General features: G+C 58.5%; 18 protein-coding genes, 7 pseudogenes and 1 other annotated feature. Of the genes and pseudogenes, 14 read left to right on the plus strand and 11 right to left on the minus strand.

What is annotated here, in order from left to right:
* Nucleotides 1-34: 34 nt before the first annotated feature.
* Nucleotides 35-684 (plus strand): annotated as a pseudogene (locus tag ACTEK7_RS36305) (transposase family protein); the annotation flags it as partial.
* A 1,197-nt stretch (nucleotides 685-1,881) separates the two neighbouring features.
* Here ACTEK7_RS36305 and ACTEK7_RS36310 read toward each other — a convergent pair.
* The 3 genes and pseudogenes from ACTEK7_RS36310 to ACTEK7_RS36320 all read right to left on the minus strand — a co-directional run.
* Nucleotides 1,882-2,723, minus strand: a pseudogene (locus ACTEK7_RS36310) (IS66 family transposase); the annotation flags it as partial.
* Nucleotides 2,724-2,836: 113 nt separating this feature from the next.
* A pseudogene (gene tnpB, locus ACTEK7_RS36315) lies at nucleotides 2,837-3,037 on the minus strand (IS66 family insertion sequence element accessory protein TnpB); the annotation flags it as partial.
* Between the two features lie 132 nt (nucleotides 3,038-3,169).
* Nucleotides 3,170-3,400 (minus strand): hypothetical protein, encoded by a 231-nt coding sequence (locus ACTEK7_RS36320; protein WP_249786645.1) that lies wholly within the window; start codon nucleotides 3,398-3,400, stop codon nucleotides 3,170-3,172.
* 464 nt (nucleotides 3,401-3,864) lie between these two features.
* On the opposite strand from ACTEK7_RS36320, the gene ACTEK7_RS36325 reads away from it, so the two are divergent.
* Nucleotides 3,865-4,341 carry an Lrp/AsnC family transcriptional regulator gene (locus ACTEK7_RS36325; RefSeq protein WP_071917732.1) on the plus strand — a complete coding sequence of 159 codons (477 nt, stop codon included), beginning with the start codon at nucleotides 3,865-3,867 and terminating at the stop codon, nucleotides 4,339-4,341.
* A 378-nt stretch (nucleotides 4,342-4,719) separates the two neighbouring features.
* On the opposite strand, the gene ACTEK7_RS36330 is transcribed toward ACTEK7_RS36325, so the two are convergent.
* Together ACTEK7_RS36330 and tnpB (ACTEK7_RS36335) are read right to left on the minus strand one after the other, a co-directional pair.
* Nucleotides 4,720-5,526, minus strand: coding sequence for a polysaccharide deacetylase family protein (locus ACTEK7_RS36330; protein ID WP_463671693.1), 807 nt, complete (start codon nucleotides 5,524-5,526; stop codon nucleotides 4,720-4,722).
* A 192-nt stretch (nucleotides 5,527-5,718) separates the two neighbouring features.
* On the minus strand, nucleotides 5,719-5,874 hold the full coding sequence (gene tnpB / locus ACTEK7_RS36335) for an IS66 family insertion sequence element accessory protein TnpB (protein WP_225131278.1): 156 nt from the start codon (nucleotides 5,872-5,874) through the stop codon (nucleotides 5,719-5,721).
* Between the two features lie 222 nt (nucleotides 5,875-6,096).
* Here tnpB (ACTEK7_RS36335) and ACTEK7_RS36340 point away from each other — a divergent pair.
* Nucleotides 6,097-7,178 (plus strand): IS3 family transposase gene (locus ACTEK7_RS36340; protein WP_225148724.1). Its coding sequence is split into 2 segments (ribosomal slippage): nucleotides 6,097-6,337 and nucleotides 6,337-7,178, totalling 1,083 coding nucleotides; the frame shifts between segments, so codons are not numbered across the junction.
* Here the strand turns inward: ACTEK7_RS36340 and ACTEK7_RS36345 are convergent.
* Nucleotides 7,179-8,411 carry an IS256 family transposase gene (locus tag ACTEK7_RS36345; protein WP_225131268.1) on the minus strand — a complete coding sequence of 411 codons (1,233 nt, stop codon included), beginning with the start codon at nucleotides 8,409-8,411 and terminating at the stop codon, nucleotides 7,179-7,181.
* Between ACTEK7_RS36345 and ACTEK7_RS36350 the strand changes: the two genes are divergently transcribed.
* The gene (locus ACTEK7_RS36350; RefSeq protein ID WP_225131267.1) at nucleotides 8,410-8,583 is read left to right on the plus strand and encodes a hypothetical protein; all 174 of its coding nucleotides are present in this window, start codon (nucleotides 8,410-8,412) and stop codon (nucleotides 8,581-8,583) included. The two genes, ACTEK7_RS36345 and ACTEK7_RS36350, sit on opposite strands and share 2 nt — an antisense overlap.
* A 308-nt stretch (nucleotides 8,584-8,891) precedes the next feature.
* Entirely contained in the window at nucleotides 8,892-9,902 is a 1,011-nt protein-coding gene (locus ACTEK7_RS36355) for an IS110 family RNA-guided transposase (protein WP_225131265.1), read from the plus strand.
* 610 nt (nucleotides 9,903-10,512) lie between these two features.
* Here ACTEK7_RS36355 and ACTEK7_RS36360 read toward each other — a convergent pair.
* Both ACTEK7_RS36360 and ACTEK7_RS36365 read right to left on the minus strand, forming a co-directional pair.
* The gene (locus ACTEK7_RS36360) at nucleotides 10,513-12,195 is read right to left on the minus strand and encodes an MFS transporter (RefSeq protein ID WP_225131263.1); all 1,683 of its coding nucleotides are present in this window, start codon (nucleotides 12,193-12,195) and stop codon (nucleotides 10,513-10,515) included.
* A 618-nt stretch (nucleotides 12,196-12,813) separates the two neighbouring features.
* Nucleotides 12,814-13,287, minus strand: coding sequence for an Lrp/AsnC family transcriptional regulator (locus ACTEK7_RS36365; protein ID WP_225131261.1), 474 nt, complete (start codon nucleotides 13,285-13,287; stop codon nucleotides 12,814-12,816).
* Nucleotides 13,288-13,869: 582 nt separating this feature from the next.
* Here ACTEK7_RS36365 and ACTEK7_RS36370 point away from each other — a divergent pair.
* The 5 genes and pseudogenes from ACTEK7_RS36370 to ACTEK7_RS36390 all read left to right on the plus strand — a co-directional run.
* The gene (locus tag ACTEK7_RS36370; RefSeq protein WP_225131259.1) at nucleotides 13,870-15,273 is read left to right on the plus strand and encodes an aspartate aminotransferase family protein; all 1,404 of its coding nucleotides are present in this window, start codon (nucleotides 13,870-13,872) and stop codon (nucleotides 15,271-15,273) included.
* 205 nt (nucleotides 15,274-15,478) lie between these two features.
* Nucleotides 15,479-16,918, plus strand: a complete 1,440-nt coding sequence (locus ACTEK7_RS36375) for an aldehyde dehydrogenase family protein (protein WP_225131258.1) — start codon at nucleotides 15,479-15,481, stop codon at nucleotides 16,916-16,918.
* A gap of 246 nt (nucleotides 16,919-17,164) precedes the next feature.
* Nucleotides 17,165-18,448 carry a methylaspartate ammonia-lyase gene (locus tag ACTEK7_RS36380; RefSeq protein ID WP_225131256.1) on the plus strand — a complete coding sequence of 428 codons (1,284 nt, stop codon included), beginning with the start codon at nucleotides 17,165-17,167 and terminating at the stop codon, nucleotides 18,446-18,448.
* Nucleotides 18,445-19,578 carry a CaiB/BaiF CoA transferase family protein gene (locus ACTEK7_RS36385; RefSeq protein WP_225131254.1) on the plus strand — a complete coding sequence of 378 codons (1,134 nt, stop codon included), beginning with the start codon at nucleotides 18,445-18,447 and terminating at the stop codon, nucleotides 19,576-19,578. The genes ACTEK7_RS36380 and ACTEK7_RS36385 overlap by 4 nt, the downstream gene beginning before the upstream one ends.
* A 248-nt stretch (nucleotides 19,579-19,826) precedes the next feature.
* Nucleotides 19,827-19,982: pseudogene (locus tag ACTEK7_RS36390) on the plus strand (transposase); the annotation flags it as partial.
* Nucleotides 19,983-20,019: 37 nt separating this feature from the next.
* On the opposite strand, the gene ACTEK7_RS36395 reads toward ACTEK7_RS36390, so the two are convergent.
* Nucleotides 20,020-20,241, minus strand: a complete 222-nt coding sequence (locus ACTEK7_RS36395; RefSeq protein ID WP_225131252.1) for a hypothetical protein — start codon at nucleotides 20,239-20,241, stop codon at nucleotides 20,020-20,022.
* A 150-nt stretch (nucleotides 20,242-20,391) separates the two neighbouring features.
* Between ACTEK7_RS36395 and ACTEK7_RS36400 the strand changes: the two are divergent.
* The 4 genes and pseudogenes from ACTEK7_RS36400 to ACTEK7_RS36415 all read left to right on the plus strand — a co-directional run.
* Nucleotides 20,392-20,552: pseudogene (locus ACTEK7_RS36400) on the plus strand (IS3 family transposase); the annotation flags it as partial.
* Nucleotides 20,553-21,028: 476 nt separating this feature from the next.
* Nucleotides 21,029-22,135, plus strand: a complete 1,107-nt coding sequence (locus ACTEK7_RS36405; protein ID WP_225131241.1) for an ABC transporter substrate-binding protein — start codon at nucleotides 21,029-21,031, stop codon at nucleotides 22,133-22,135.
* A 165-nt stretch (nucleotides 22,136-22,300) separates the two neighbouring features.
* Nucleotides 22,301-23,350, plus strand: a complete 1,050-nt coding sequence (locus ACTEK7_RS36410; RefSeq protein ID WP_225131276.1) for an ABC transporter ATP-binding protein — start codon at nucleotides 22,301-22,303, stop codon at nucleotides 23,348-23,350.
* A gap of 39 nt (nucleotides 23,351-23,389) precedes the next feature.
* Nucleotides 23,390-25,165 carry an ABC transporter permease subunit gene (locus ACTEK7_RS36415; RefSeq protein WP_225131239.1) on the plus strand — a complete coding sequence of 592 codons (1,776 nt, stop codon included), beginning with the start codon at nucleotides 23,390-23,392 and terminating at the stop codon, nucleotides 25,163-25,165.
* 71 nt (nucleotides 25,166-25,236) lie between these two features.
* On the opposite strand, the pseudogene ACTEK7_RS36420 reads toward ACTEK7_RS36415, so the two are convergent.
* Nucleotides 25,237-25,548: pseudogene (locus ACTEK7_RS36420) on the minus strand (integrase core domain-containing protein); the annotation flags it as partial.
* Nucleotides 25,547-25,963 (minus strand): annotated as a pseudogene (locus tag ACTEK7_RS36425) (IS3 family transposase); the annotation flags it as partial. The pseudogenes ACTEK7_RS36425 and ACTEK7_RS36420, both read right to left, overlap by 2 nt.
* Nucleotides 25,603-25,719: a sequence feature (AL1L pseudoknot), on the minus strand. It overlaps the preceding pseudogene by 117 nt.
* Nucleotides 25,964-26,046 lie beyond the last annotated feature (83 nt).

The raw sequence follows: 26,046 nt of genomic DNA on the forward strand, positions 1-26,046 counted from the left end.
ATGAGGGAGGAGGACGGTGCGGACCATCCCATTAATGGTGACGCAAGCGGCCAAGCGGAAAGCTGTCGCCCATCTCCGTGGAGCCTTCGGGATGAGCGAACTGCGGGCGTGTAAAGTCATCGGCTGCTGCTTTATGACGATGAGCAAGGCGACCCGGGCGGATGATGCCGGCCAACGCCAAGCGCGAGAGGGTGATCGCCGAGGTAGGTCGCCGTTTCGGCTGTCGACGCCCGCACATGCTGCTCAAGCGGGAGGGCTATCTGGTCAACCACAAGGCTACGGCGCCATGGCGGCCGTAAGCGGGCAATTGGGACTATGGCGCTGATATGGCGGCCGATGATCTCCAACGATCGTTGGAGGCTCCCACTTTCTATCGGACCAGCTGACCGACGTCCGTCCCTTCCGTATTCTGACCATTGTCTGGCACTGGTGGCCGATCCCTTGCTCCCGGCACCCGGGTGGCGCGGGAGCTAGACCGGCTGATCACCGAACGCGGGAAGCCCAAGACGCTGGTCAGCGACAACGACACCGAACTCACAGCAACGCAATTCTGACGTAAGCCGATACAGAGCCGCGCTACCTAGCAGTACATCGCGGGGCAAGCCCATGCAGAACGCGTTCATCGGGAACTTTAACACGGCGACATTCGCCGAATTAAGGAGGCTCCCAACTGTGACAGGCCTATGAGTACTGTGGGCAGACCACTGGCAACGGTGCCGCGCCGGGCTTTCGGTGAGGATAACCGGTGCAGAAATTCTTGATGCAGTACGGATTCTTGCCGCTTCCGCACTTTTGGCAGCGGGTGACGCAATCCTCGTAGGTCACTCCGGGTCGTATCTGCTCAATCAGCATAGGTTCTCGCTGAGTTTTCTGAGCCAGAACTGGACCGAGGAGTAACACGGCAAGGAGTAGTCCAATCGGGTATTTCATATGCTCCTCCTCCTGTCGTAAAGGGAGATTCGATGCGGACGGTGATGTCTGCCGAACTCCTGGTCAAGGCAAGCTCACAGCCAAAGTCCCAGCGAGACCGCTCTCTGGGCGGATTCAAGCAGCTCAGAATGACACGTCAATATTCTCGCCAGCCCGCGGAGTATTTGGCGCGTCCCGTCCATCAGCGAAAAAAAGGTCTCACAGATTAATGGCGATCGCAGCTATGCGCAGCCGCTGCCAGATGAGTCGAATTTCGGCGACTGATCCGAGTTAGACGCAGGATTACAGCGACAAAGGGCGAATCGCGCATCAACTAGGATTGCAAACATTGGTATAGTTAGCTTGAAGATTTGGCTGGCGAGGCACGGGGATACAGCGTGCCGCTTCGCCAAGCAGGCGCACACCAGAGTCAACTGTTGCGCCGGTGTCAGTTGATGCAGGCACTTGAAATGCCGACGCCGCACGTGACGTGCGGGCGAGATGCGGCGCCACGACGGTGCGCGGCGACTCTCCGCATGGCATCAGCAGGAGGCGAGAATGCACAACAGCTCTCATAATACCCTCCATGTACAGTAAAGCGCTGTGGCGTCTGCGGCGGATAGTTCGGGCTGATCCGCCACGACTCTTGGCGAACTGTTCTTTGCTCCAGGAAATGCGTGGACCGTTTCACGGCTCGCCGGGAGGCCGACCAGAGATGGTTCGCGGGTCGCACTGGTTTAATGCGCCCCACTCAGTACCAAGCAGACTTTGACGGAGAGCTTAGGAAGGTCCGCACGCAGTTGTTTCATTGAGCGGCTGTGCTTGAAGCAACGCGAGCCTAGTGATTGAAGCTAAAGAAGGACGCGCTATGCGCCGCCGCAAGTGGAGCGCGCGGGGAACGTCGGCCGGTCGCCGTCTGCACCATGGTGGCGCTCGGGACCATTGGCTAAGCTCACCCCGGCCGACCCGCCACTTAAGTGGTCGGCGTTCAGGCGATCGGAGGGCATAGACATGGGAGACGCCCGGCGGATCGGCGCCCGCCCCATGGCCGGTCGTCCGCCGTATAGGCCCAGAGCTGACCCGTCTTGGGGCGCGTGTCGTCTCGTCGGCGAACAGCTTTGGCCGTTGCTTGAGCTTGCCAAGGAGGCGCTCATGTAACGGACGCAGATGGAAGACCGCCTGCCGCACCCGGTCCGCCACGGCCAAACTCAATACCCTGGCGGTAAATCTGGGCCTGCCGATAGAGCGGCAGGTGATCGGCATATTTAGACACCAGAACCTGGGCGACGGCGGCTTCGGTCGGCAGTCCGCCCTCGATCGACCGTGTCGGGGCCGGTGCCTGCATGACACCGTCTTAGCAAGCAGGGCAGGCGTATTTGGGACGCCGCGTCACGAGGATCCGGAACCGCGCCCGAACCGGGTCCGGCCGCTCGCTTCTATCCTCGCCAATCCGATGTAGCTCGCTCTGGCACCAGGCACATGTCTTGTTCTCAATGTCAACGACGAGCTCGATCCGCGCCAGGTGCGTCGGCTAGGCGTCACGGTTGCCGCGGCGCCTACGGCTCGCACCTCACGGCCTTCAGCTGGCGCTGACGTCCTGCGCCATCTCGCTGTACGCTGTCACCTGCTCGACGTCCTCCAGGCCCGGCAGCATCTGATCTTCAGGCAGTGTCTCTGCTGGCCGGCCAAACCGATGCCGCTGCAATTCCTTGATGATCTGACGCAGTCGTTCGCTCTCGCACCGCTCGGCAAGCAGCTTTGCACGTCTCGGGATCGTCAGGCAGGGCCTCGCTAACACCCAATTCAGAGCATATTCGCCGCCATCAGGGCGACGCGTCTGGCGCTTCTGATTCACTTCGCCGCAGCGCCGCCAACAACTATCCAGCTGCGTTGGCGCCGGCGTCTTTCGTCGCGCGTGGACACGCCGCCAGTCGAAGCCTTCGAGCAATGCCGACAATTCGCCGCCGACAGGTACTACGCCATACTCGAACTTCGGCCAGCGGAAGATCCCATCATCGAGCCGCTTGACGAACAAACACGGGCCCGTTCCGGCCCAGAACACTAGCTTGATCCGATCCGCCCGCTTCCGGAACACATAGACAGCTCCCGAGAACGGATTTGCCCCCATGCTCTCGCACGCCGGCTAACAAGCCCCTCCATTCCCATGGAGAAGTCTACCGGTTTGGTCGCCACCATCACCCGGACCGCACCCGACGGCCCGATCACCAGCTCACCTTCAGCGCCTGGATGATCGACGCAATCATCGTCGGGTCCGCACCACGGACGCCCGGATCGTGATGCCGTCAACTTCGATCTCGATGACCCCGGCCTTGGCCTTGCGGCGCACCGCTTTGCGCTCGCGCCCAAGTGCGGCCGCCGGCACTACGGCATCCACCACCGCCGGCACAAACTGTACTTTTTCTGCTTCGAAATGACCGCGCGCTGCTGCTCGCAACTGACGGCGCCAGCAAAACAGCTGCTGCGGCGACAATCCATGCTGTCGCGTTACCGAGCCGAGCCGCCACTCGTAACGATCTCCGCAACAGCCCGGGCCTTGTCCTCGTCGTTCCACTTCCGCCGACGGCCGGCTCGGTTGAAGACCTGGAGCCGCCGCACCGGCTCCGTGATAGTAGTATGCACTGTGCCCATTCTAAACCTAACGGGTCCAAACCGAACCGCAGCCTCGCAGATCACCCCGTCACCCCACCGAACAGCGCTTACCGTTAACCGGCTCGCGGCGTAAGTGTCCTTCTTGACGTGCTCAATCCCGAGATGATTCTGACGATCACAACTTCAGCGGGACCAGACGGGCTTCCTTGGGGTTGCCCGCAGCGACTTCTCATGGGGGCGGGAAGCAGGCGGCGTGTCGAAAACCTTTGCATTTCTTCTTCATTCGGTCGATTTTCTGTATACCGGTGGCATTTATCAATGAAGTTCATCTCCGTGGCAGCAACTATGCGATACGATCGAATAGACGCCCGCATCCTCGAGATCGTGCAAAAGAACAACCGACTGACTTCCGATGTCATCGGCGAAATGGTCGGGCTTTCCGCTACCGCGTGTCAGCGACGACTGAAGCGACTCCGCTCGGAAGGCATCATCGAGGCCGACATCTCGATCGTTTCGCCGAAGGCGGTTGGCAGACCCATTCAAATGCTACTGCTGGTAAGCCTGGAGCGGGAAAGTTCGGAAATAGTCGATAAGTTCAAAAAGGCCATCAAATCGTCCGCTGAAGTCGTGAATGGATTCTACGTTACTGGCGACGCGGACTTCCTTTTATACATTACTGCGCCCACCATGGAGGACTATGAGCAGTTCACCAGGCGGTTCTTCTATACGAACCCAAACATCAAGGCGGTCAAGACGATGGTCGTAGTAGACCGCGTAAAGGTAGGTTTCGCTGTGCCAGTTGAAGCCTCGTCGGAGGATTGACGAAAACTCCGATGTCCGCGCCTGCATCCAGGGGAATGTTGCAAACAGGAATGTAAGAGCTCGCTGAAGTGCGCGACACTGCGGCGAATGACCATAGTGGGGTCGATGCGGATCGCCAGAGTCGTGGTCGAGGCAGCGACCATAGGCATCGCCTCTATGTCCAAGGCGCCGATCGAATTCGTCGCGAAGTCGATGTAGCTCTTTTCAACGTTCTGCCCCGCCGTTCGCAAGTAGAAAATGGTGAGCAGAAGCTGGCGCCTAGCGCCCCGACTGACCTAAGTCGGCGTGATCTTTCACCCCGACTATCTAGCCTGCTAGGTTCACGACCCCCCGTCGTCCGCGCGACAAGTGCGAGTCGTTCAGTCGACCATGCGGGGATTAAGGGGGTATCTCAGCGTTCGTCACGGTCGGGGCAGCCGGCACCAGATGTACTATCCGATAATCGTTCTCATGCAGGTAGCGCAAGAACGGCATCGTGGCGGCCGTTCGGGCCTGGGCGTCGTGCAGCAGAATGACACCCTTTCTCGCGGTCGTTAGCCGCTCGATCAGATTCCGTAGTTCTCGATCTGGGGTTATATTCGCCCAATCGCTCGCCCAAAGGTCAGCACCGAACACAGCAATCCCGCGTGACTTCAAGTGGTCGAGCACCGCAGGGGGCGAGTCGAAATAGGGAAACCGAAAGAAATTTGCCGACGGAGTTGTGATCGAGACGCCGTTGAGCGCCAGTTCATCGGCCGCAATGCCTCGATCGATATCTTCCGTAGCCTGTTCGAGCGGAATCTTCGACATCATAGGATGCGACCAGCTATGGTGCCCAACTGTGTGCCCCTCGGTGGCAATGCGGCGGACGAGCTCGGGGAATGCTGCGGGGGACCTGCCGACCAGGAAGAACGTGGCCCGCACGCATTTCTGCGCGAGTGCCGTCGGCACCTTTTCTGTATTCGGGGGCCGTGGTCCATCATCGAAGGTAAGGACGACCTCATGGTCCGCCAGAGGAAGGGTTTCTGGAAAGCTTCCCAGCCCCACGCGCGGATAGGTCTCCGCATCGACAGCGAGCACGCGCGATGTGCCGAGCGCATACTGCCGCGGGCAGTTGGCGGAATTTGCCACCGCGCTGCCGGCAAACAACGCTGTCACAGCGCCGGCGAGCCGTTTAGCCAATCTGTGCAGGCGCATCCTTCTCATTGCGCTCGGCGCGACCTTGAGGCCAGTGTCGTGCCCGCAGGCTATTCGATGCACGTCGCCGGATTGCTGCGCATTGAGGTATATGGCGCGTAAAAACGTCATCAAGCCTAAGCGATGCGACGAAAGCGACGTCCATAACAATTGAACTCACTTTGGCTGCGTTCCTCATAGGTGGATCCTCAGCACTCCGTATCAAGTGCAATGGTACCAAAGGATCTTGATCAGCTTGCCGCGTTTGCCACGGAACACATAGAGGTCGCCGCCGTGCGGGTCGCACGTGAACGCTTCCTGCACCAGCAAGGCCAGCGAGTTCATGCCGCGACGCATATCGGTGTGAGCGGTCGCAATCTATACCCGCACGCCCGACACAATGGATATCATCACCGCCGTCCATCGGCCAGTGCCGCGACCGCGGCCTTCAGCATCGCCGCGTCGACGGTGCCTGGATCCGGGTATTGTCCAGAATGTTTCGCACTTTTGATCAGGCGATGATCTGAGACCGGCAAACTGGACCATTTTTGGCTAGAGTTGCGCTGCGTAAATCCCCTCGGCTGGGAGAAGCGGACAACGATGAAGGCCTCGAAGTTTTCGGACGCCCAGAAGGCGTTTATCCTGAAGCAGGGCAACGACGGGGTCCCAGCCGGGATCAGCCAGGCGACCTATTTCAACTGGAAGAAAAAGTACGACGGACTGCTGCCGACCGAGATGCGCCGGTTGAAGCAGCTCGAGGACGAGAACGCCAAGCTGAAGAAGCTGGTGGCGGACCTATCGCTCGACAAGGAGATGCTACAGGACGTGATCCGCCGAAAGCTGTGAAGCCTGGTCGGAAGCGCAAGCTCGTCGATGAGGTTTGCGGTGAGTGGCAGGTCTCGATCCGCAAGGCTTGCAAGGCCCTCGAGTTCGATCGATCGACCTATCACTACAAATCTCGTCGCTCCGGCCAGGCGGCCCTCGAAGCTCGGATCAAGGAGATCTGCCATGTTCGCGTCCGCTACGGCTATCGCCGTGTCCATGTGCTGTTGCGCCGCGAAGGATGGCGTCACGGCCAGAACAAGACCCGCCGCGTCTATCGCGAACTGGGCCTGCAATTGCGTAACAAATCGCCAAAGCGCCGGGTCAAGGCCAAGCTGCGCGATGACCGCCGGCCAGCGACGCGGGTCAACGAGATCTGGGCGATGGACTTTGTCCATGACCAGCTGGCAACCGGCGGCAAGCTCCGGGTGCTCACGATCATCGACATTTTCTCTCGCTTCTCGCCGGCGCTGGAGCCGCGGCTCACCTTCCGCGGCACCGATGTCGTGGATGTTCTGGAAAGGCTTTGCAATGAAGTGGGAATCCCTGCCACGATCCGCGTCGATCAAGGCAGCGAGTTTGTGTCGCGCGACCTCGATTTGTGGGCCTACCAGCGCGGTGTCACGCTGGACTTCTCACGGCCAGGCAAGCCGACCGACAACGCCTTTATCGAAGCCTTCAATGGGCGCTTCCGGGCCGAATGTCTCAATGCCCATTGGTTCCTGTCCCTTGCGGACGCCCAGGAAAAGGTTGAGACTTGGCGAAGATACTATAACGAGGAACGGCCCCACGGGGCGATCGGCAATCGGCCGCCGATTTTGCTGCAAAAACACGTCGGCGCTACCAGCCCGCCAACGTGATCAGAGGCGCAAAACTCTAATTCTAGCTGGTCCAAAGTTCGGTCTCGCTGCAGCGACGGCTCCGGTTTCAGAGAGTTGTGGCTGATAGAGCGGTCGCATGTTCATGTAGCATTTGGTCGACCACGCGGTTCCGGCAATGTGCCGCAGCCGGGCCGCCGCCAAGTTGAGACAGGATTGACCGTCGGGGAAGGCGCCGACGACACGGGTTCGTCGCCGGATCTTCTTCATGATGCGCTCGAGCGGATTGTTCGTTCGAATCTTCCGCCAATGGATGTCCGGAAAGGCATAGTAGGCGAGCGTCTCGTGAACCGCCTGCTCGACGAGATCAGCAGCTTTGGCCATACGGCTTGCCCGCAGATCCGCGATGACGGTCCTGGCTTTGTCGTCGGCCGCGGCGCGGCTCTCCTGGGCATGAATGGCCTTGAGCATGTGGCTCACCTCGCGGACCCGGGTCGACGGCACGTGGCTGAAGACATTGCGATAAAAATGCACCATGCATCGTTGATAGCGGGCCTCCGGCAGATAATCCGCAACGCTTTCGACATGACCTCGGCACGCATCGGAAACAACCAACTGCACGCCCCTGAGACCGCGATCGACGAGATGCCGCAGAAACGATGACCAGCCGGATTTGTCCTCCTTGGCGCCCTCACAGAAGCCGAGGATCTCTCGGAACCCCTCGGCATTGACCGCCGAGGCCACCAGCAGCGAGACGTTGCGAACCTCACCAGCCCAGCTGCGCTTCATCACGATGCCGTCGAGATAGAGATATGGATGCTCGCCTTCGATCCTGCGATTCCGCCACGCCTCGATCTTGGTATAGATCTTGTTCAGGTTCGACACTGTGCTCGGGCTGACCCGGGTGCCCCACAGCGCCTCCGTGATGTCTTCGACCCGCCGAACCGAAATTCCGGCCAGATACATCTCGATCAGCGCCTCCTCGACCGAGCTCTCCCGCCTCCGGTAGCGCTCGATAATCGCCGTCTCGAAGGTTTGCCGCCGTAGCTTCGGGACCTTCAGATTGACGTCGCCCCCCTTGGTGTGCAGCGTTCGCTCGTAGCTGCCTGCCCGTGTGTCCTGCCGGGCCGGGCTGCGCTCATACTGCCCAGCCCCGCACAGCTGGTCCGCTTCGGCCTCCAGCATGGCGTTCAGGGTCTCTTCCACCGTCCCGCGGACCATCTCGCCCAGGTGATCTCGAATCCGGGCCTCATCAATTTGGATCACCTGACCCATGGCATTCCCATCGTTCATTCAAAGCCCCTTCATTCTAGAAGAAGCCGTCAATCCTGAAAGTGCGAAAGACTCTGTACGTTATCGTGATCCGCATCCGAACCCCGGCAGCAAACTCGATCTCGATCAATCCGCCGCTGCTTGCCGGCGCGACTGGACAAGGCGCCGGCGCTGATTCCGCGACCACCATCTCCGTTACGAAGCTAGGTTGATGGGCGGCATCCTTCGGCTCAGGCCGAGCGACCGTCGCCATCGCGGAAACAATGAGCGCGAAACAGCGTTGCCGCGACTTGACGCGGCGCCTGTAAACTCTCCAGGACGATCTTGAGCTTCTCATCCTCGGACCAGCGCAGTCGCCGGCCCGTGTCCACCACTTCAAGCCCTTCGACTTGGGCACTGCGCCTATCACTGATGGGGTGGACGCCCCCTCACAGCTTCATTGTGGCAAAGTGGCGCCGCGCATCATTCGAAACGGAGGTTCCCATGTCAGGAGTTGGTACAATTGGGCTGGATCTTGCGAAACACGTGTTTCAAGTACATGGCTCGAGCGTTTCAGGAGCCGTGGTCTTCCGCAAGAAGCTGCGACGGGATCAGGTACTCAAGTTTTTCGCCACGCAGCCGGCCTCTACGGTCGCCATGGAAGCATGCGCGAGCAGCCATCATTGGGGGCGAGAGATCGCAAAATTGGGGCATCAGATTCGTCTCATTGCACCGTCTTACGTCAAGCCGTTTGTGAAGCGGCAAAAGAACGACGCAGCCGATGCGGAAGCGATCTGTGAAGCCGCACAGCGGCCAACCATGCGTTTCGTAGCAATAAAAACAGAGGAGCAACAGGCAGCGTCCCTAGTATTTCGTGCTCGCGTTCTACTGGTTCGCCAGCGAACCCAGGTCATCAATGCAATACGAGGCCATCTGGCTGAGTTCGGGATCGTCGTCGCAAAGGGGCCGTGTCACGTCGCCAAACTCCTGGAAAGGATAGCAGATACTCCCACGATGGCCCAATCGATCCTACAATTGCTCGTCGATCTGTTGCAGTCCCTGGATGAGAAGATCGCACGTTTAGACCAAGAACTTGCCCATCGTATTAAAGCGGATACGGAAGCCAAGCGATTGATGACTATTCCTGGTATAGGACCTGTTACCGCGACAGCGCTTGTTGCATTAGCCCCGACTGCTCAGGCCTTCAAGAAGGGCCGCGATTTTGCAGCTTGGCTCGGTCTAACACCGCTGCAGCGCTCAACCGGAGGAAAACAGAAGCTTGGCGAGACCTCTCGAATGGGTGAGCGAACACTGCGCAGACTACTGATCATCGGCGCAAGTGCTGCGGTGCGATGGGCAAGGCTCAAGGGCTCTTCTAACCAATGGCTCATGAACATGCTGAATCGTAAGCCACCCATCCTGGTGACTGTGGCGCTTGCCAACAAGATGGCGCGCATAGTCTGGGCATTGATGGCAAGAGGCGGAACGTATCGAGCTCCCGCTATGGCGGGCTAGCTTCACTGCTACCCGCGGTGCGAGAAGGTCGAACGGAGAGTATGGCGCAAAGGTCAGAGACGGGATCGGGAAAACCAGGTTATGGACACGCGCCCCGAGCGCGCATCACTGAATTGGACCCGCTCCGCGAACTCCCATGCGGGCCGGCGGCACGTAACGGCCGCATCAGAGGCCGGACACATGTCAGCACCCGACCGCGCTCCTTGCTCGTTCCAAAGATTCTTCTTGCATCATTGGGGGCGTCCACACATGTCCATAAGGACAGTACTCAACAACACGCCTCATTCGGCAACGCGGCCTTCACCGCACGGATACGGAAAGCAGACATCAAGTACGCACCAAACCGGCACTCTCCTGCGCTAAAGCCATCGGTGCCGGTGTTCACAATCCTTCCACGTTAAGGACCGAGCAGCGGCGCCGGGCACGTTCACAGATGGCTAGCTTGTTCCGGGGATGTTGATTGAACACACCGGCGAACCGGGCGTACCCGGTGTCCGACGTCTGAGCACACGCGTCGTCGCATCAGGTTCTCTCGCTGCGGAGAGCCTTGCAACCGAGAGTTTCGCCTCGGTTGGACCGTAGATGTCCTGGCTCCAGCGGAGGACTAACGCTATCTGCCGCCACGTTTAGGATCATCGAGCGGCATTTCGGACGCAGTGCGGTCGGGCACGTCTTCCTTCCATCGCACTGATCCGAATGGGCGCTCCAGCAAGCGGCGGACGCGTACCGGGTCAGGACCAACATGAAAAGCCGAAGCGCGCCGATCTAGCGCGCGCTCCGACTGAGTCGAGCGATTGCGCTGGCGCAAATAGTCTAGCCAAGTCGGGCAGTGATAGCGCTCGATCCATAGTTCTGGGTCGGCGATGTCACGCGCAATCGACCAACCATAGGCCCCGTTGCGTTGTCGCAATAGCTGCACATTCTGCATGACGTTGTGAAAGGCCCGCGCATTCTCCTGCGAGACGCGATATGCGATCTCGACTACCAGCGGGCCACTCCGAGCGGTGAGCGTTAGCCGTACCTCGGGATCGGCGAGCGACTCGGTATCCTGCTCACTTGCCGTGATGGGGGGCATTCGAAGCCAGAGTCCTAGGAGTGGAGAGAGTAGCATGAGTGCCGAGGAAGCCAGCAGCGCGACCTCAACACCGGCGCCATCCGTGAGGCGCCCCCAGACCCAGCTGCCGATCGCAATTCCTCCCGAGATTGCAGCCTGGTAGGCCGCAAGCGATCGGCCAGCCACCCAACGCGGAGCGGAGAGCTGTACGGCAATGTTGAACAGCGTCATCGTCGTCGTCCACACCGCGCCTGCCAACAGCAGAGCGGCCGCCGTGATTATCGAATTATCGCTCAGGGCGACCGCAGCGATGGCGCTCCCCATCGACAGGGCGCAGGCACGCACCGCTGCCTCGCCGCTCATTCGCTTGCGCACCTCGCCTATGAAGACCGCTCCCACAACCGCTCCAAGGCCGAAGGCGCCAAGTATGACGCCATAGGTCTGCGCACCTCCATGCAAGAGATCGCGCGCAATAAGCGGCATCAGCGCCGAAATCGAACCGCCCATCATACCGGTCAAAAACGTGCGCGTCAGCACGATCTTGATTGACGGCGAGTTGGTAATATAGCGTACGCCTGAGACAATGGCGCGGCTCAGTTGTTCGCGCGGCAGCCGCGACGGCTCGGCGACGCGCTTCCAAAGGAACAGTGCGACCAGCAGCGGCAGATAGAAGCATGCATTCAGCGCGAAGGCGGCAACGGCGCCCGCGGTCGCAACCACAATACCGCCGATTGCGGGCCCAAAGCTGCGCGCAATGTTGTAACTGATCCCGTTGAGCGCAACCGCAGCCGGCAGCGTGGCGGGCGGCACCTGCTCGCTGACAGAGGATTGCCAGGCAGGCCCCCTCAATGCCATGCCGCTGCCCATAACAAAGCAAAGCACCAGCAACAAGGTCGGCGTAGTGAAGCCCGACCATTCGACTATGGTTAGCGCGATGGCGCCGCAAAGCTCAATCCAGAGCGCAACCAGAGCGACAATGCGACGGTCGTGCATGTCGGCAATAGCGCCAGCTGGCATTGCAATCAGCATTATCGGCAGCAGAAGCGCCGTCTGCACCAGCGCGACCTGGTCCGCGGACGACGTCATCTGAGTCATTGCCCAGGCCGCTCCGACGCCTTGCATCAGGATGCCAAAATTGGCGAGCAAGCTGGCGAGCCAGACGCGTCGGTAGGTCCGAAAGCGTAATGGAACGATGATCCCGTCGGAGCTGAATGTCTGTGGCCTGGATGGATCGATCATTCCTCTCGACCTCGCCCCTTCCCGCATGATTTCCGGATCAGATCTGTTCCGCCAAGCTTGACCGCAACCAACTGCTCAAGTGCTTTCCCAATTCCGTTTGGGCATTTGCGTTTGGGAGCAGCGCCAAAGAGCCACAGTTCTCGGGCAAATCTGTTTGGTACTTGTCTCCTCGCGCAGCGTGAGTGTGACCTCTCGCTGTGAGCATGGACGCAACCGAGACTTGTGAGTTGCTTGGACGGAGTTGGGCCATCGTCCGGAAGAAGTGCCATGATGTCCCGTGACTGGAACAGAATCGCGGCGCCCGAATACGCTCGTCTGCCGGGTCAGGCGCTTCAGTTGAAAAACGCTTAGGCCGATTGCATGACGTCGTGAACGTGACATTGAGGTCACGATGATTCGGTGTGATGTCGCTACCTTTGTGTCGCAACGGATGGGGCGCGATCCTCGCTTGTTTGACGCTCACTGCTACCCGCGAAATCTGAAGAGAATTCTCAGACCCTCGATAGCAGCGGAAAGTACAGCAGCGAGAAAGCCGGTTTTTCGCGTTCTATGCGAGTGAGCGGTGAAAACGCGCACAAACGGGTCCATCTGTGGAGCAAGATGTCGAGTCCAGCTCACTCAATCGTCTGCAGACTCAATTGGAATTGCAAAGCCAACCTTTACACGGTCTACAATAACCATCGTCTTAAAACCCTTGATGTTTGGGTTCTCATAGAAGAAGCGACGCGTGAACTGCTCATAATCGTCCATGGTGCGCGCTGTAACGTACAGGACAAAATCAGCATCGCCGGTGACGTAAAATCCATTCACGACCTCAGCTGACGATTTGATGGCCTTCTTGAATCTATCGATTATATCCGTGCGCTCCCGCTCGAGGCTCACTAGCACGAGCATCTGAAGAGGTCTTCCTACAGCTTTTGGCGAGACGATCGAGACATCGGCCTCAATGATACCGTCTGAACGAAGCCGCTTCAGGCGTCGTTGACATGCAGTAGCAGAAAGCCCTGCCATTTCGCCAATCACCTCGGAAGTTAGACGATTGTTCTTTTGCACGATCTCGAGGATGCGGGCGTCTGTTCGATCATACTGCATAACGGCTCCAGCCTTGGGGTGAATCGCAGCGCCAACTGCCTGTACGTTGCAGGAAATCTTCCGAACGTCAGGAGATACGACGCAAATATGTGCGTCACATCAGTATCCTGAATGCATAGGCATTTCAACAAAAGGGCGTGCCGGACTTACAGATGGTCTTTCAAACTATCCAGCAGCCGGTGCCCGCGCCGCCGGAAGGAGTAAGGCTGCGCGGAGTAATCCGTCGCAGCGGATGTCGTGCTCGTGGCGTGAGTGAAGGTGTGTTGTTTGCAAGGGAAGCGGCGTTCGAAGTGCCGCCATCGTTCGCCTCGGTGATGAGCGGAAACGCATTGCGGCCGCCGACGAGTCCGGCGTTGGGCGCGCCGCCTTGGTCTTGTGTGCGACTTCGACCCGATTCATGCGCCTGAACTTACGCGAGTATAGGTGTGGGGGCGATCGTCGCCTCAAAGTTGGTTGGCCGATATCCATCCATGTACTGATGGAAGCGGCTGGTCTCGTCCATCAAGACTCAACGTGCGGTCTCGTTGAGCCAAAATACGTTCGCTTCGCGAACCTCGCAGCTTGAACAGAGGGTGGTGCACAATGGCAATCAACATCAAAGAAATTAGTGAAAAAGACAAAAACAGCGTTCTGCATCCTTTCACGCATCTCAAGGACTTTGCGACCGGTAAGCTTGGCGAGCCGACGGTCATCGAAACCGGAAAGGGTATCCGAATCCAGGACGCCAGCGGCAATCAGCTCATCGATGGTTTCGCCGGCATGTACTGCGTCAATGTAGGTTATGGTCGAACCGAAGTCGCTGAAGCGATCTCACGTCAGGCCTATCGCCTCGCGTACTACCATTGCTACGCGGCGCATACGACGGATGAGCTCGCGATCCTCTCCGATCGTCTCGTCAAGATGGCCCCGGGGAAGATGAGTAAGGTCTTCTACGGCATGTCCGGTTCGGATGCCAATGAGACGCAGGCGAAGCTCGTCTGGTACTACAACAATCTTCGAGGTAAGCCCAAAAAGAAGAAGATCATCGCGCGCGAGCGTGGCTATCACGGTTGCAGCGTCCTTTCCGGTTCAATGACCGGTATGAGCTTCTACCATGACTATATGGATCTTCCGCTGTCGCAGATTGTGCGCACTGGTGCCCCGCATTACTACTGGGGCTGCGATCCTGGGGAGACCGAGCGCGAATTCTCGGCGCGTCGCGCCGCTGAGCTCGACCAGCTCATTGAGCGTCTCGGTCCGGACACTGTGGGCGCCTTCATCGCCGAGCCGGTGCTCGGCACGGGCGGTATCACGCCGCCTCCGGTGTGCTACTGGGAAGCAATCCAGGCTGTGCTCAAGAAGCACGACGTTCTTTTGATCGCCGACGAGGTAATCACCGGCTTCGGTCGCACTGGCTCGATGTTTGGCTCGGAGCACTATGGAATCGAGCCCGACCTGATCACGATCGCGAAGGGGCTCACTTCGGGCTACTTCCCGCTCTCCGCAGCGATCGTCGGAGACAAGGTCTACAAGGTTTTCGAAGGCGGCGCTGACAAGGTCGGCGCATTTTCGCATGGCTATACCTATTCGGGTCACCCCATCGGAGCTGCTACGGCAAACGCCGTACTTGACATTGTGGAACGAGAGAATCTTCCTGGCAATGCGCGGGAAGTCGGCGCCTACTTCCAAGCCCAGCTCAAGGAGAAATTCGCGCAGCTGCCGATTGTCGGGGAAGTGCGCGGGGTCGGACTGATGGGAGCCATCGAGTTCGTTGCCGATCGCGATAAGAAGAAGCGGTTTGATGCGTCTCTTAAAGTTGGTGCCCGCGTTTCCAAGGCGGCCCGCGACCGGGGTCTGATCGCTCGCCCGATGCCGCACGGCGACATTCTCGGTTTCGCCCCGCCGCTCGTCACCACCAAGGCTGAAATCGATGAAATCGTTTCAATTGCCGAGAGTGCTATCCGCTCGATCATGGACGAGCTCGTTCGCGACAGTGAGAAAATCTAAGAAAGGCTAAAGAGTGGTGGCCGCAGACGTTGCGGCCGCCATTTTCAAGAAAAGCTCCTGCGCTGAAAGCCGATTGTGAGCATCATCGGATTGTCTCACGCGCTCATGGATCTTTCCGGCGACGGCCTTTTTCCAGGGGTAACGGTATTGGGCATCGTGCCAAGAAATCAACCAAGACACCGAACGGCAGAGCGGCAAGAGACTTATGTCCGACAGCATCAACTACAAACTCTTCATCAACGGAGCGTGGCGCTCAGGCGGAAACGGCACCGATTTGCCCATCATCGATCCTGCCAACGAGCGGGAATTCGGCCGAGTGGCCGTCGCGTCCGCGTTGGATCTTGACGATGCGTTAACGACTGCACAGGCGAGTCTGCGGCGATGGTCGAATACTCCGGCCGCCGAACGGGGAGCGCTCCTCGTTCGTGCCGCGCGGATCCTACGAGGAAAGATCGAGTTTGCGGCGGCGGCACTCTCAAAGGAGCAAGGCAAGACGCTGGCCGAAGCCAAGGGTGAGTACGCCCGCGCAGTCGAAATGCTCGAGTGGAATGGTGCTCAGGCAGGGAAATTGTCTGCTCCATTTCCGATAGACGAAAAGCGGCGGATCGTACCAGAAGCGATTGGTGTAGTTGCTGCGTTTACGCCTTGGAACTACCCGGCAGTCCTCAACGCCCGAAAACTTGCCGCGTCTATTGCCGCCGGCTGCCCTGTCATCCTGAAAGCGGCGGAGGAGGCTCCGAGTGCTGGGGTCTATATACTCGAGGCCCTAGAGGAGGCGGAAGTCCCGCCGGGTGTTGTAAGTCTGGTCTTCGGACATCCACCGATGATCTCGGAGCACCTGCTCGCTTCGCCTGTTGTCCGAGCGTTGTCGTTCACCGGCTCTACACCGGTTGGCAAACAGCTCGCGAAGCTTGCTGCCGGCAATCTGCAGCGCTGCGTGCTAGAGCTCGGTGGCCACTCTCCCGTTGTCGTCTTTGAAGACACGGATATCTCGAAGGCCGCTTGGGCAATATCGGAATACAAGTTTGAGTGTGCAGGTCAAAGCTGCAACGCTCCCAGTCGGATTCTGGTTGCGAGATCAATCTACAAGGAGTTTCTGGCCACGCTTGTCCGCGCGGCGGAAAAGATCAGAGTCGGCGCGCCGGATGATCCTGGAACGGATATGGGGCCAATGGTGAATGCGAGGCGTATTGAAGCGATGGAGCGCCTGACCAGGGATGCTGTCAATCGCGGAGCGAAGATTGAAACCGGTGGTAAGCGCATTGATCGACCGGGCTTTTATTGGGCGCCTACAATTCTAAGCAATGTCCACCCCGAGTCACAGATTCTTCATGACGAACCGTTCGGGCCGATTCTCACGGTTGCCCCGTTCGATACGATTGATGAGGCAATTGATGAAGCGAACGCCACCGAATATGGCCTTGCTGCCTATTTCTTCACCGGATCTCTCGAGATTCAGAAGCGCATGATCCGCAGCCTTGCGGCGGGTGCCATCAGCGTGAACCACCTCAAGGGCGTATCTGCGGATGCACCAAACGCAGGAATCAAACAGAGCGGCTATGGCTACGAAGGTGGTGTCGAAGGGGTGAGGGCCTTTCAGAACCTGAAGCTCGTCAACGGAGTCACAGCCGCTTCCGTGGCATGAGCGACAAAACAGGAAGATCACTGTCCTGCCCCTGACTCGTTTCTGGAGCAGTAGCCAACCGTTTCTAAAGCACGAGTGGCTTGCAATATCCAGATGCTTATCGAAGTCGCCTAAGCGCCGAAGGCCAAGGCTGCTCGTTGAATCTGCGGCCGGAGGTTCGAAGGCCAGTTTGCCATAAGTGATGTAAGGCCTTGGTTTATCGGGATGAATGGCAGTCGAGATGGCTGCGCTTAGATAGAGTGCGCAATGAGAAACTCTCCCACCATAAGAGATGTGATTCTGGCTCCAGGGAACGGAAGCTTCTTCTACGACGATCAAGCTGCAATACGCGCCGGCGCGGCTCAAGATGGCTTTTGTTATTTGGGTGCGCCTCTGACGCCCGGTTTCCCGACCATCCGCATTCCATCGCGGTCGCTCAGCATCGGCCTCGTCATGTCAGACGACACGATCGTGTGGGGTGACATGATGAACGTGCAGTACTCAGGCGCGGGCGGTCGCGAGCCGGTCTTTCAGGTCGACACAGTCGAAGCACTCACGAGATCCGTTGTGATCCCGCGGCTACTCGCTGGCGACGTTTCCAATTTCCTTGGCTCTTGTAACCGTGTTCTCGCACACTATGAGGGCAAGCGCCTACCTCTCGCCGTTGAATATGGTGTGAGCCAAGCTTTACTTCGCGCCGCTGCGTATATTGGCCGGACTACGCTCGCCGAGGTGATCTGCTCCGAATATCGCCTGCCTTTACCCGACAAGCCAGTCCCGATCTACGCTCAGAGCGGAGATTCGAGAGAAATCAACGTTGATAAGATGATTCTCAAGTCGGTTGATGTGCTTCCGCATGGCTTGATCAACTCGCGAGAGAAGTTCGGTCCTTCCGGGGAGAAGTTTCGCGAGTTCGTCAAATGGGTCGTTAAACGCACGAAAGAAATCGGCCAGCCTGGATATCATCCCGTTTTGCATTTCGACGTTTACGGTTGGATCGGCCTCGAGATTGGAATGCAGGCGCAGAAGATTGCCGATTTCATTGCGCGCGTTGCGGATGACGCGCCGGGATACCGACTTCATATTGAATGCCCGGCGGACTTTGGATCAACGGAAGCTCAGCTTGAGGAGTACGCCAAGATCGTCGCACTTCTCGATAGCCGCGCTACCGAAGCCCGCGTCGTCGTCGACGAGCAATGCAACACGCTTGACGACATCCGGCTATTCGCCGAAGCAAAAGCGGCTCATCTGATTCAGATCAAGATGCCTGACGTGGGCTCGATCGCTGACTCCGCCAGGGCCGTGCTGGTCTGCAAGGAGAATGGCGTGGGCGCGTATATGGGTGGGAGCTGCACGGAAACGGATTTGTCGGCAAGGGCGGCAGTTAACATTGCAGTGGCAACACAGGCCGACATGATGCTCGCAAGACCTGGGATGGGCGTTGACGAGGGCATCTCGATCGTCGGAAATGAGCAGAGCAGACTGCTCTCCGTTCTTGGCTACCGCCGGTCGCAGAACTCCCGTCAGAATGTCGGAGGGGCGTCCGTATGAGGACGGCGTTAGTAGGTATTACCGTCGTTGCCGTCGAGCAGGCGGTAGCGGCGCCTTATGCGTCGTCCCGCCTCGCCGATGCCGGCGCTCGTGTCATCAAAGTCGAACGCCCTGAGGGCGACTTCGCACGAAATTACGATAAGCTCGTTCACGGCCAAAGTGCATATTTCGTCTGGTTGAACCGCGGAAAAGAATCCATCTGCCTCGACCTCACGGTCGAGCAAGATCGTGCAGTCCTCGAAGCGATGGTCGCTCAGGCTGATGTCTTCATTCAAAATCTCAAGCCCGGCAGCATCACGAAACTTGGATTTGGATCGGTGGATCTTCGGAAGCGCCATCCCCGGTTGATCACCTGTGACATCTCCGGCTTCGGCTATGGCGGTGCTTTGTCGCATCTCAAAGCGTATGACCTGATCGTGCAAGCCGAGACCGGGCTTTGCGCGATCACCGGAACAGCGGAGGGCCCAGCGCGCGTCGGGGTCTCCGTATGTGACATTTCGGCCGGCATGACCGCTCTCAACGCCATCTTGCAGGCGCTGCTCCTTAGGGAGCGAACCGGGGAAGGAACGGCCATTCAGGTCTCACTATTTGACGCCATCGCAGACTGGATGAACGTTCCGGTTCTTCAGTTCGATTACAGCGCCTATCATACAGCGCGCGCGGGCGTGAACCATCCATCTCTCGCGCCATATGGGGCGTACCGCTGTGCGGACGGCAAGGACGTCATCTTCTCCGTTCAAAACGACCGCGAATGGGTCAACTTCTGCACCAAATTCCTCAAACGACCGGAACTCATCCGCCACCCCGATTTTGCCGAGAACATGGACCGTATCCGCAACAGGACCAGTTTGGATGAAATCGTGGTAAATCGGTTTGCTCAAACGCCGAGCGACGAAGCCATGCGTGAGCTGGAAGCCGCCGGACTCGCGTACGGACGGCTGAACCAGATAGAGGACGTAGCCAAGCACCCACATCTCCGTCGAATACCTGTGTCAACGCCAGCAGGCCATGTCGACGTGATCGCGCCGGGCGCGATTTTTGACGGTGAGATAGCGCCGGTGTCGCGACCGGTTCCTGCTCGCGGAGCCCATTCTGAAACGTTGCGCAAGGAGTTTCGGCACTCCTCCTAGCCGCGGACGGCCGTCTGGCTGCTCATTTGTCCACACAATGAATGTTGCTTGTCGATCGCATCGTCCAGAGTCGCTGCCGCTGCAGTCAAACGACAGCCTTAAAGCTGGGACGAATCGCAATTTGGCAAATCGCGTCGTTGTGTTGCTTCTACGAGCGTAGACACAAGTCGCGGGTGAAAGACACGCGGCGATCGCATCTCTTCGCCGCTTCTACGATTTGAACCGCACGCGGGAGGGCGAGTGGCGCAAGGTCCGCGCGACGTGCAGCCTATTTTGGCCGGACTTCGCGACGCTGGCAGTCCGGCTCCTCGATCGACGTCCAGGGCCGGATCAGCATGGCCCGCGACGCCGACGTGCGCCGCGCGCTGTACGAGGCGGCGAGCGCGCTGCTGAGCCGCTACAAGAAGTCGTCGCGGGTGACTTGTGAGGCCAATGGAGGGCTCAAAGATTGCCAACAGCCTCGCCCGTTCGATCGCGCAAATATCGCCGATTGCGCTGGAAGGGCATGGCTCGCCACACGTCCATTTCCCAATAGTCACCGACAGGGACGCCAGTCGACATCCACTCGGCCATTACTTTGCCACCGCCACCAGAAGAGTCGATACCGCATGAATTGAACCCTGCGGCCACGTAGAGGTTGGCGATATTCGTCGACCGGTCCATGGCGGCGGGCTCGTGCATCACAGCGACACGCCGACCTCGATCTTCAGCGCGGCGTCCTGCCTGGCGCGCGTTGACAGCTTGGCGAGATCGAGCCGTTTGGCCACATTGGCGTCATAGGTCGAGGGGCGATCGGCAACACCTTGCAGTGGGCGCGGGCCGTGGCGCAGCTTCGAGGCCGTCGAGCTCGCAACCCTGGAATGGGTGGATTGTTCAACAACCGAAGGCTCCTCGAGCCCATCGGCAACATACCGCCGCCCGAAGTTGAGCAACGCTGCTACACCATGCTGGAACAACCGGCCAGGGCAGCATAACTTAAACCAAATGGCCTCCGGCAAACCCGGGCCGGTTCAAAGACCCGCGCGCTCGGCGCTTTGAGTCGGCCGGAGGTGACTCGAGGAATGGAGGAAACAAAATACGCGTGACCACGACGCTCAGGAAAGGAGATGATTCGCTATGATCCGGCCGCAGCGAGCGTGAGTGGGGTGGCAGTCACTACCTGCAGCGTTCATGACTAGAAAGCTCACGTTGCTCGATAGCGGTGGCAAGGAAGAGCTCTTATGGAATTCCTAACGGCCACTGAGCGGCTTCGGATGGCGAGATACCGGTGCCTTGCTTCCGTGAAGCAGGGGCGAAAGCCTAAAAGCGTCGCAATCGTGCAAATCAATGGGCGTTTCCAGCTGAATAAGCCTCTACATTGAAGAAAATCGGCTCTGAACACTCCTAATATTCACGCAACAAAAATGATTCAAATTCCGAACGTCACGCAATCACACTAAGGGAGCGAAGCATGAGTCTATTGATGAATCGCAGACGCGTCCTGCAAGCCGGCTCTTCCGCCGTCTTGGCAGGCGCCATGAATTCGATCGCCGGCAGTCCCGTGGCGGCGACAACGGACGAGCTGCGGGTCGTGGTCTATGGTGGGGACATAGCGAAGACATACATTGAGTGTTTTGTGAAGCCATTCGAGGCGGAGACCGGGATCAAGGTAGTCCCGATCACCGACCAAATTAGCTCTGCGCAGCTCGAGCTTATGGTGACCAACAAAAACGTGACGGTTGACGTTGCTCCCATGACTCAGGGCGCTACCATCATTGGTGGCGAGAAAGGTTTGCTCGAGCCAATCGACTATTCCAGCTTTAAGAAGGAGGAGGTGGATGGCCTCTTTGATTTTGTCAAACACCCGTTTGGGGTAGGGCAACTGATCTTTTCCTACGTGATGGTTTACAATACCGAGAAGTATCCAGCGGGAAAACCGCGACCGAACACGTGGGCTGAGTTCTGGGATACCAAGACATTTCCTGGCGTACGGACCTTGGTCTCAGGTCGATATGGGGGTGAGGGGCCTTGGGAGGAGGCGCTGCTGGCGGATGGCGTAGCTCCGGACAAGATCTATCCCATGGACATAAATCGCGTTTTCGCCAGTCTGGATAAAATCAAACCGCACATTCGGAAATGGTGGACTGTCGGCTCCGAGATTCAGCAGATTATGACAGATAAGGCAGCCGACCTTATGCAATCCTATAGCGGACGAACGGGTGTGGTGATTTCCCGGGGCGCGCCTATGGAGATGAACCGTAGTCAATCCAAGCTGCAGTGGGACAGTTGGGTCATCCCAAAGGGCAGCCCCAATGCCGCGAAGGCTCAAAAGTTTATTGAATTCGCTACCCGCGCCGAGCGCCAGGCTGCTTTGGCAAAGCTTTGGCCGGAAGGTCCTACCAATCGGAACGCATTCAAGCTCCTGCCTGAGGAGCTTGCCCGTAAGCTTCCTAGCCATCCTGACTACTTGGCCAGTGGCATCGTCATGAACGGGAAGTGGTACAGCGAGCGAGGGGCCGACGGGAAAACCAATTCCGACAGGCTCCGCGAACGCTGGAACGAGTGGATCCTTAGCTAATTCTGGATCTCTTTGAGGCTATGTGGCATGGCGACGACGGACCTCGTCGATCGCTATGCCGCTTTCCATGTTGATGGAGCCAGCATGCCTAACCGTTTCGACAATCAAGATCTAGTTGATGGGCCGGCGAATGCGCCTCTCGTTCCCATTGCCGGCAATGAAGCGATGGAGAAAGACGTGCACTTCGCTCAGATCGAATTTCGGAACGTCACGAAGACGTACGGATCAGTTACCGCAGTCAAGGACCTCTCATTGAGCGTTCGCCGCGGCGAGTTCCTGACAATTCTTGGTCCTAGCGGCTCGGGCAAGACGACAGCCCTAATGCTGCTCGCTGGCTTTCAGACACCAAATCAGGGCAACATCTTTATCGCTGGAAAATCCGTCGCCGCTGTTCCTTCCTACCGACGCGATCAGGGTATTGTCTTCCAGAGCTACGCGCTGTTCCCGCACCTCACCGTGCGCCGAAATCTTGAATTTCCGCTCGAAATGCGCGGCGTGATAGTTGCCGAGAGGGCAAAGCGCGTCGATCGGATTCTAGCGCGTGTGCATCTCAATGGATTGGACAACCGTATGCCGTCGCAACTGAGCGGGGGGCAGCAACAGCGAGTGGCACTTGCTCGCGCGCTGATAGCCGATCCACCGATTCTTCTGCTCGACGAGCCGCTCGGCGCGCTTGATCGCAACCTGCGCGAGCAAATGCAGACCGAAATCAAGAGCCTGCACAAAGAGTTTGGCATCACTACTGTCTGCGTTACGCACGATCAAGACGAGGCGTTGACGCTGTCGGACCGTGTCGTTGTCATGCAAGCCGGTCGGATCGAGCAAACTGACACGCCGGAGGCCATCTACGACCGGCCCACCACGAAGTTCGTGGCGAAGTTTCTGGGCGAGGCGAATATCCTTGATAAGGCTGGTTTTATGATCGAATCCGACGCCCCGCAGCCGGAGGGCACTATTCCTATGATTCGGCCAGAGCGAATCTGCGTCGCCCCACTTGACGCGCCGAAGCGCGTCGATGCGGACCAGTGTCAGTCCGTCAAGGGAACCGTGGACAACATGATCTATGCTGGCCCGCTGAGGAAATACCATGTGCGCGTCGCTAGCACAGTGCTTGTCGTGCGCGAGCACGTTGCATCGGGGCGACGGGCTCTCCAGCCGGGCGAAGAGGCGCGGCTTGAATGGCTTCGCTCCGATGTACGGTTCGTCAGAGCCTAGGACCAGAGCGAATACGACAAGAGAATAAGGCTAATCAACATGCTCCACAAGCTTGGCCAGATAACCATTGCGCTTACCGTTCCGGCTTTTGCCATTTTGCTCGCGGTTTTTGGTATACCGGCCGTTCTGCTATTTCTGACCAGCCTCAATGCGCCGGCCTTCTCGCTTGCCAACTACGAGGCGTTCTTCAGTCGCGGGGCGAATGTGCGCGTGCTCCTGCAGACCGTCGAGGTAAGCGTCGTGGCTACGTCCATGTGCGTAATCATTGGCTATCCGATGGCTTATCTAATCGCAGCTGCCTCGAAGGGCTTGCGTACGGTACTTCTCGCGCTCGTGGTCATTCCCTATCTTACCAGCTTTCTGGTGCGCACCTACGCGTGGATCATAATTCTTGGCGATGGCGGCTTGATCAACAATCTACTGCTCGACCTCGGACTCATCTCTAGCCCCATATCGCTCATCTACAACCGCATGGCTGTCTACATCGGCATGGTCCACATCATGCTTCCTGTCATGGTTCTCCCTCTGGTCAGTGTCATGCTAGGCATTGATAAGTCCCTCACTGCCGCTGCCCGTAGCATGGGTGCCCATCCGTTTGCCGCTTTCTGGCGCGTATTCTTTCCGCTTAGTCTGCCGGGCGTCCGCAGCGGCTCGCTGCTGGTCTTCGTCCTCTGTCTTGGCTTCTATATAACGCCCGCCGCCCTGGGCGGGTTGGGCGACGCCATGCTATCGACTTTCATTGCAACTCAGGTCGAAACCTCTCTGGACTTGGGGCGTATTGCCGCCTCAGCTTTCATCCTCCTGGGGCTTGCCGTGGTCATGCTTGCCATTTTTGGGCTGGACCTTTCTGGTGCTCAAGGTCGAGCCGCGACAAAAAGATGGAAGTCTCCGCAGCAGAATTGGCTACCCTCATTCAGTCCGTCGATCCGCTACTTCGAAGAGCTTGCTACCCTGTATCGGGCAAAGCGTTGGGCGGCTACGCTCTACCAAGCCGTTGGCAGCAAGCATCTATGGAGGATAATTGGTGCGTCTTTCGTCGCGCTTGTCATGTTCTACCTGCTCTTTCCGAGCCTTGTCGTCATCGTCATGTCGTTTAGCGCAGGACCATCACTACAATTTCCGCCGGCAGCCCTTTCGCTCCATTGGTACCAAAGCTTCTTTGACAATCCGTCCTGGACCGACGCTGCATGGACCAGCATCCAGATCGGTATCGCCGTCGCCCTTCTCTCGACTGTTGTTGGTACGCTTGCAGCCTATGGCCTTAGTCGCGCCTCTTCGACGCTACGTAGTATCTCGACAATGGCGCTCCTCACTCCCATTACCATTCCGAGCATCATTGTCGGCATCGCCGCGTACCTCGGCTTGCTCAAGCTTGGCCTCATCGGCACACAAGTCGGCATCGTCCTGACACATAGCATCGGTGCTACAGCCTATGTCGTCGTAATCGTCTCAGCGACGCTAGCAAATTTCGACCGGCGCTTGGAGCTGGCGGCGAAGAGCATGCGGGCCAATCCGCTGCAGACCTTTACGAAAGTGACGCTGCCGCTGGTCCGGCCAGGCGTCATCGGCGGGGCCCTGTTTGCCTTCCTTCACTCTTTTGATGAGGTTGTCAAAACGTCTCTGGTCAGCGGATTTGCGATCCGCACTCTCCCATTGAAGATGTGGGAAAACATACGCCATGAGATCGATCCGACGATTGCGGCAATAGCATCGATGCTGATGCTTCTGCCTGTAGCTTGGCTAATTGTTCTCTACATCACTTGGTGGAGGTCGAGGACGATAGTTCCGAACGCGCTCCAAGAGACCACGCCTTGAACCTGAGGTTTGAAGATTGAAGGCGCTCTTGTTCCCCGCTGACCCGCCACTGAGTTTTCATCCAGCGGCGGTTAGGGCCTCGGCGCACTTGTAGCGAGACCGAAGTTTGGAGCAGCCAGAACTAAAGTTTTGCGCTCTGATCCCGTTGGCGAGCTGGATGCGCCGACGTGGTTTTGCAGCAAAATCGGCGGCCGATTGCCGATCGCCCCGTGGGGCCGTTCTTCGTTACGCTATCTGCGCCAAGTCTCCACGTTTTCCTGGGCATCCGCAAGGGACTGGAAGCAGTGGGCGTTGAGGCATTCGGCTCGGAAGCGCCCATTGAAGGCCTCGATGAACGCGTTGTCGGTTGGCTTGCCGGGCCGTGAGAAGTCCAACGAGACACCGCGTTGACAGCTTGGCGGGATCGCGCCGTTTGGCCACATGGGCGTGATAGGTCGGGGGGCGATCGGCAACACCTTGCAGATCGGCTCGGCACCATGCGCCCCTCGATGATCGTCAATGAAGGCGATCATGGCTTGGACCGGCGGTCGAGCTCCGCCATCGCAAAATAAGCGGTGGCCTTGCGCAGGATCTCGTTGGCCTGCCGAAGCTCTCGGTTCTCCCCCGGCTAGCAGCTTCTCGGCGGTATCGGCGCGGAACGCCGGCCCGCTGCCCGCTGTCGACCTCGGCTTTCTTGACCCACTCATGCAGCGTCTGGGGCGTACAGCCAAACTTGGCCGCAATCGAGGTCACCGCGGCCCAGCGCGAGGGATGCGTGTCAACGGGCAGCGAACTTTCCGTGAGAATGGGCTTCCAAATTTCCCTAGGTGACGGCGATTGTGGTTCGGGGATCAGCCGCTATCGGGATCGTCATTGGTCCTTCCAGGCGGGCGGCCGCGGCG

The organism is Bradyrhizobium sp. JHI2711 (genome assembly GCF_056156565.1).

Coding starts and splice junctions, on each gene's coding strand:
- ACTEK7_RS36325 (WP_071917732.1), top strand. CDS start 3,865: ATGCGATACGATCGAATAGACGCCCGCATCCTCGAGATCGTGCAAAAG.
- ACTEK7_RS36330 (WP_463671693.1), bottom strand. CDS start 5,526: ATGAGAAGGATGCGCCTGCACAGATTGGCTAAACGGCTCGCCGGCGCT.
- ACTEK7_RS36350 (WP_225131267.1), top strand. CDS start 8,410: ATGGCATTCCCATCGTTCATTCAAAGCCCCTTCATTCTAGAAGAAGCC.
- ACTEK7_RS36345 (WP_225131268.1), bottom strand. CDS start 8,411: ATGGGTCAGGTGATCCAAATTGATGAGGCCCGGATTCGAGATCACCTG.
- ACTEK7_RS36355 (WP_225131265.1), top strand. CDS start 8,892: ATGTCAGGAGTTGGTACAATTGGGCTGGATCTTGCGAAACACGTGTTT.
- ACTEK7_RS36360 (WP_225131263.1), bottom strand. CDS start 12,195: ATGATCGATCCATCCAGGCCACAGACATTCAGCTCCGACGGGATCATC.
- ACTEK7_RS36365 (WP_225131261.1), bottom strand. CDS start 13,287: ATGCAGTATGATCGAACAGACGCCCGCATCCTCGAGATCGTGCAAAAG.
- ACTEK7_RS36370 (WP_225131259.1), top strand. CDS start 13,870: ATGGCAATCAACATCAAAGAAATTAGTGAAAAAGACAAAAACAGCGTT.
- ACTEK7_RS36375 (WP_225131258.1), top strand. CDS start 15,479: ATGTCCGACAGCATCAACTACAAACTCTTCATCAACGGAGCGTGGCGC.
- ACTEK7_RS36380 (WP_225131256.1), top strand. CDS start 17,165: ATGAGAAACTCTCCCACCATAAGAGATGTGATTCTGGCTCCAGGGAAC.
- ACTEK7_RS36385 (WP_225131254.1), top strand. CDS start 18,445: ATGAGGACGGCGTTAGTAGGTATTACCGTCGTTGCCGTCGAGCAGGCG.
- ACTEK7_RS36395 (WP_225131252.1), bottom strand. CDS start 20,241: ATGGACCGGTCGACGAATATCGCCAACCTCTACGTGGCCGCAGGGTTC.
- ACTEK7_RS36405 (WP_225131241.1), top strand. CDS start 21,029: ATGAGTCTATTGATGAATCGCAGACGCGTCCTGCAAGCCGGCTCTTCC.
- ACTEK7_RS36410 (WP_225131276.1), top strand. CDS start 22,301: ATGGAGAAAGACGTGCACTTCGCTCAGATCGAATTTCGGAACGTCACG.
- ACTEK7_RS36415 (WP_225131239.1), top strand. CDS start 23,390: ATGCTCCACAAGCTTGGCCAGATAACCATTGCGCTTACCGTTCCGGCT.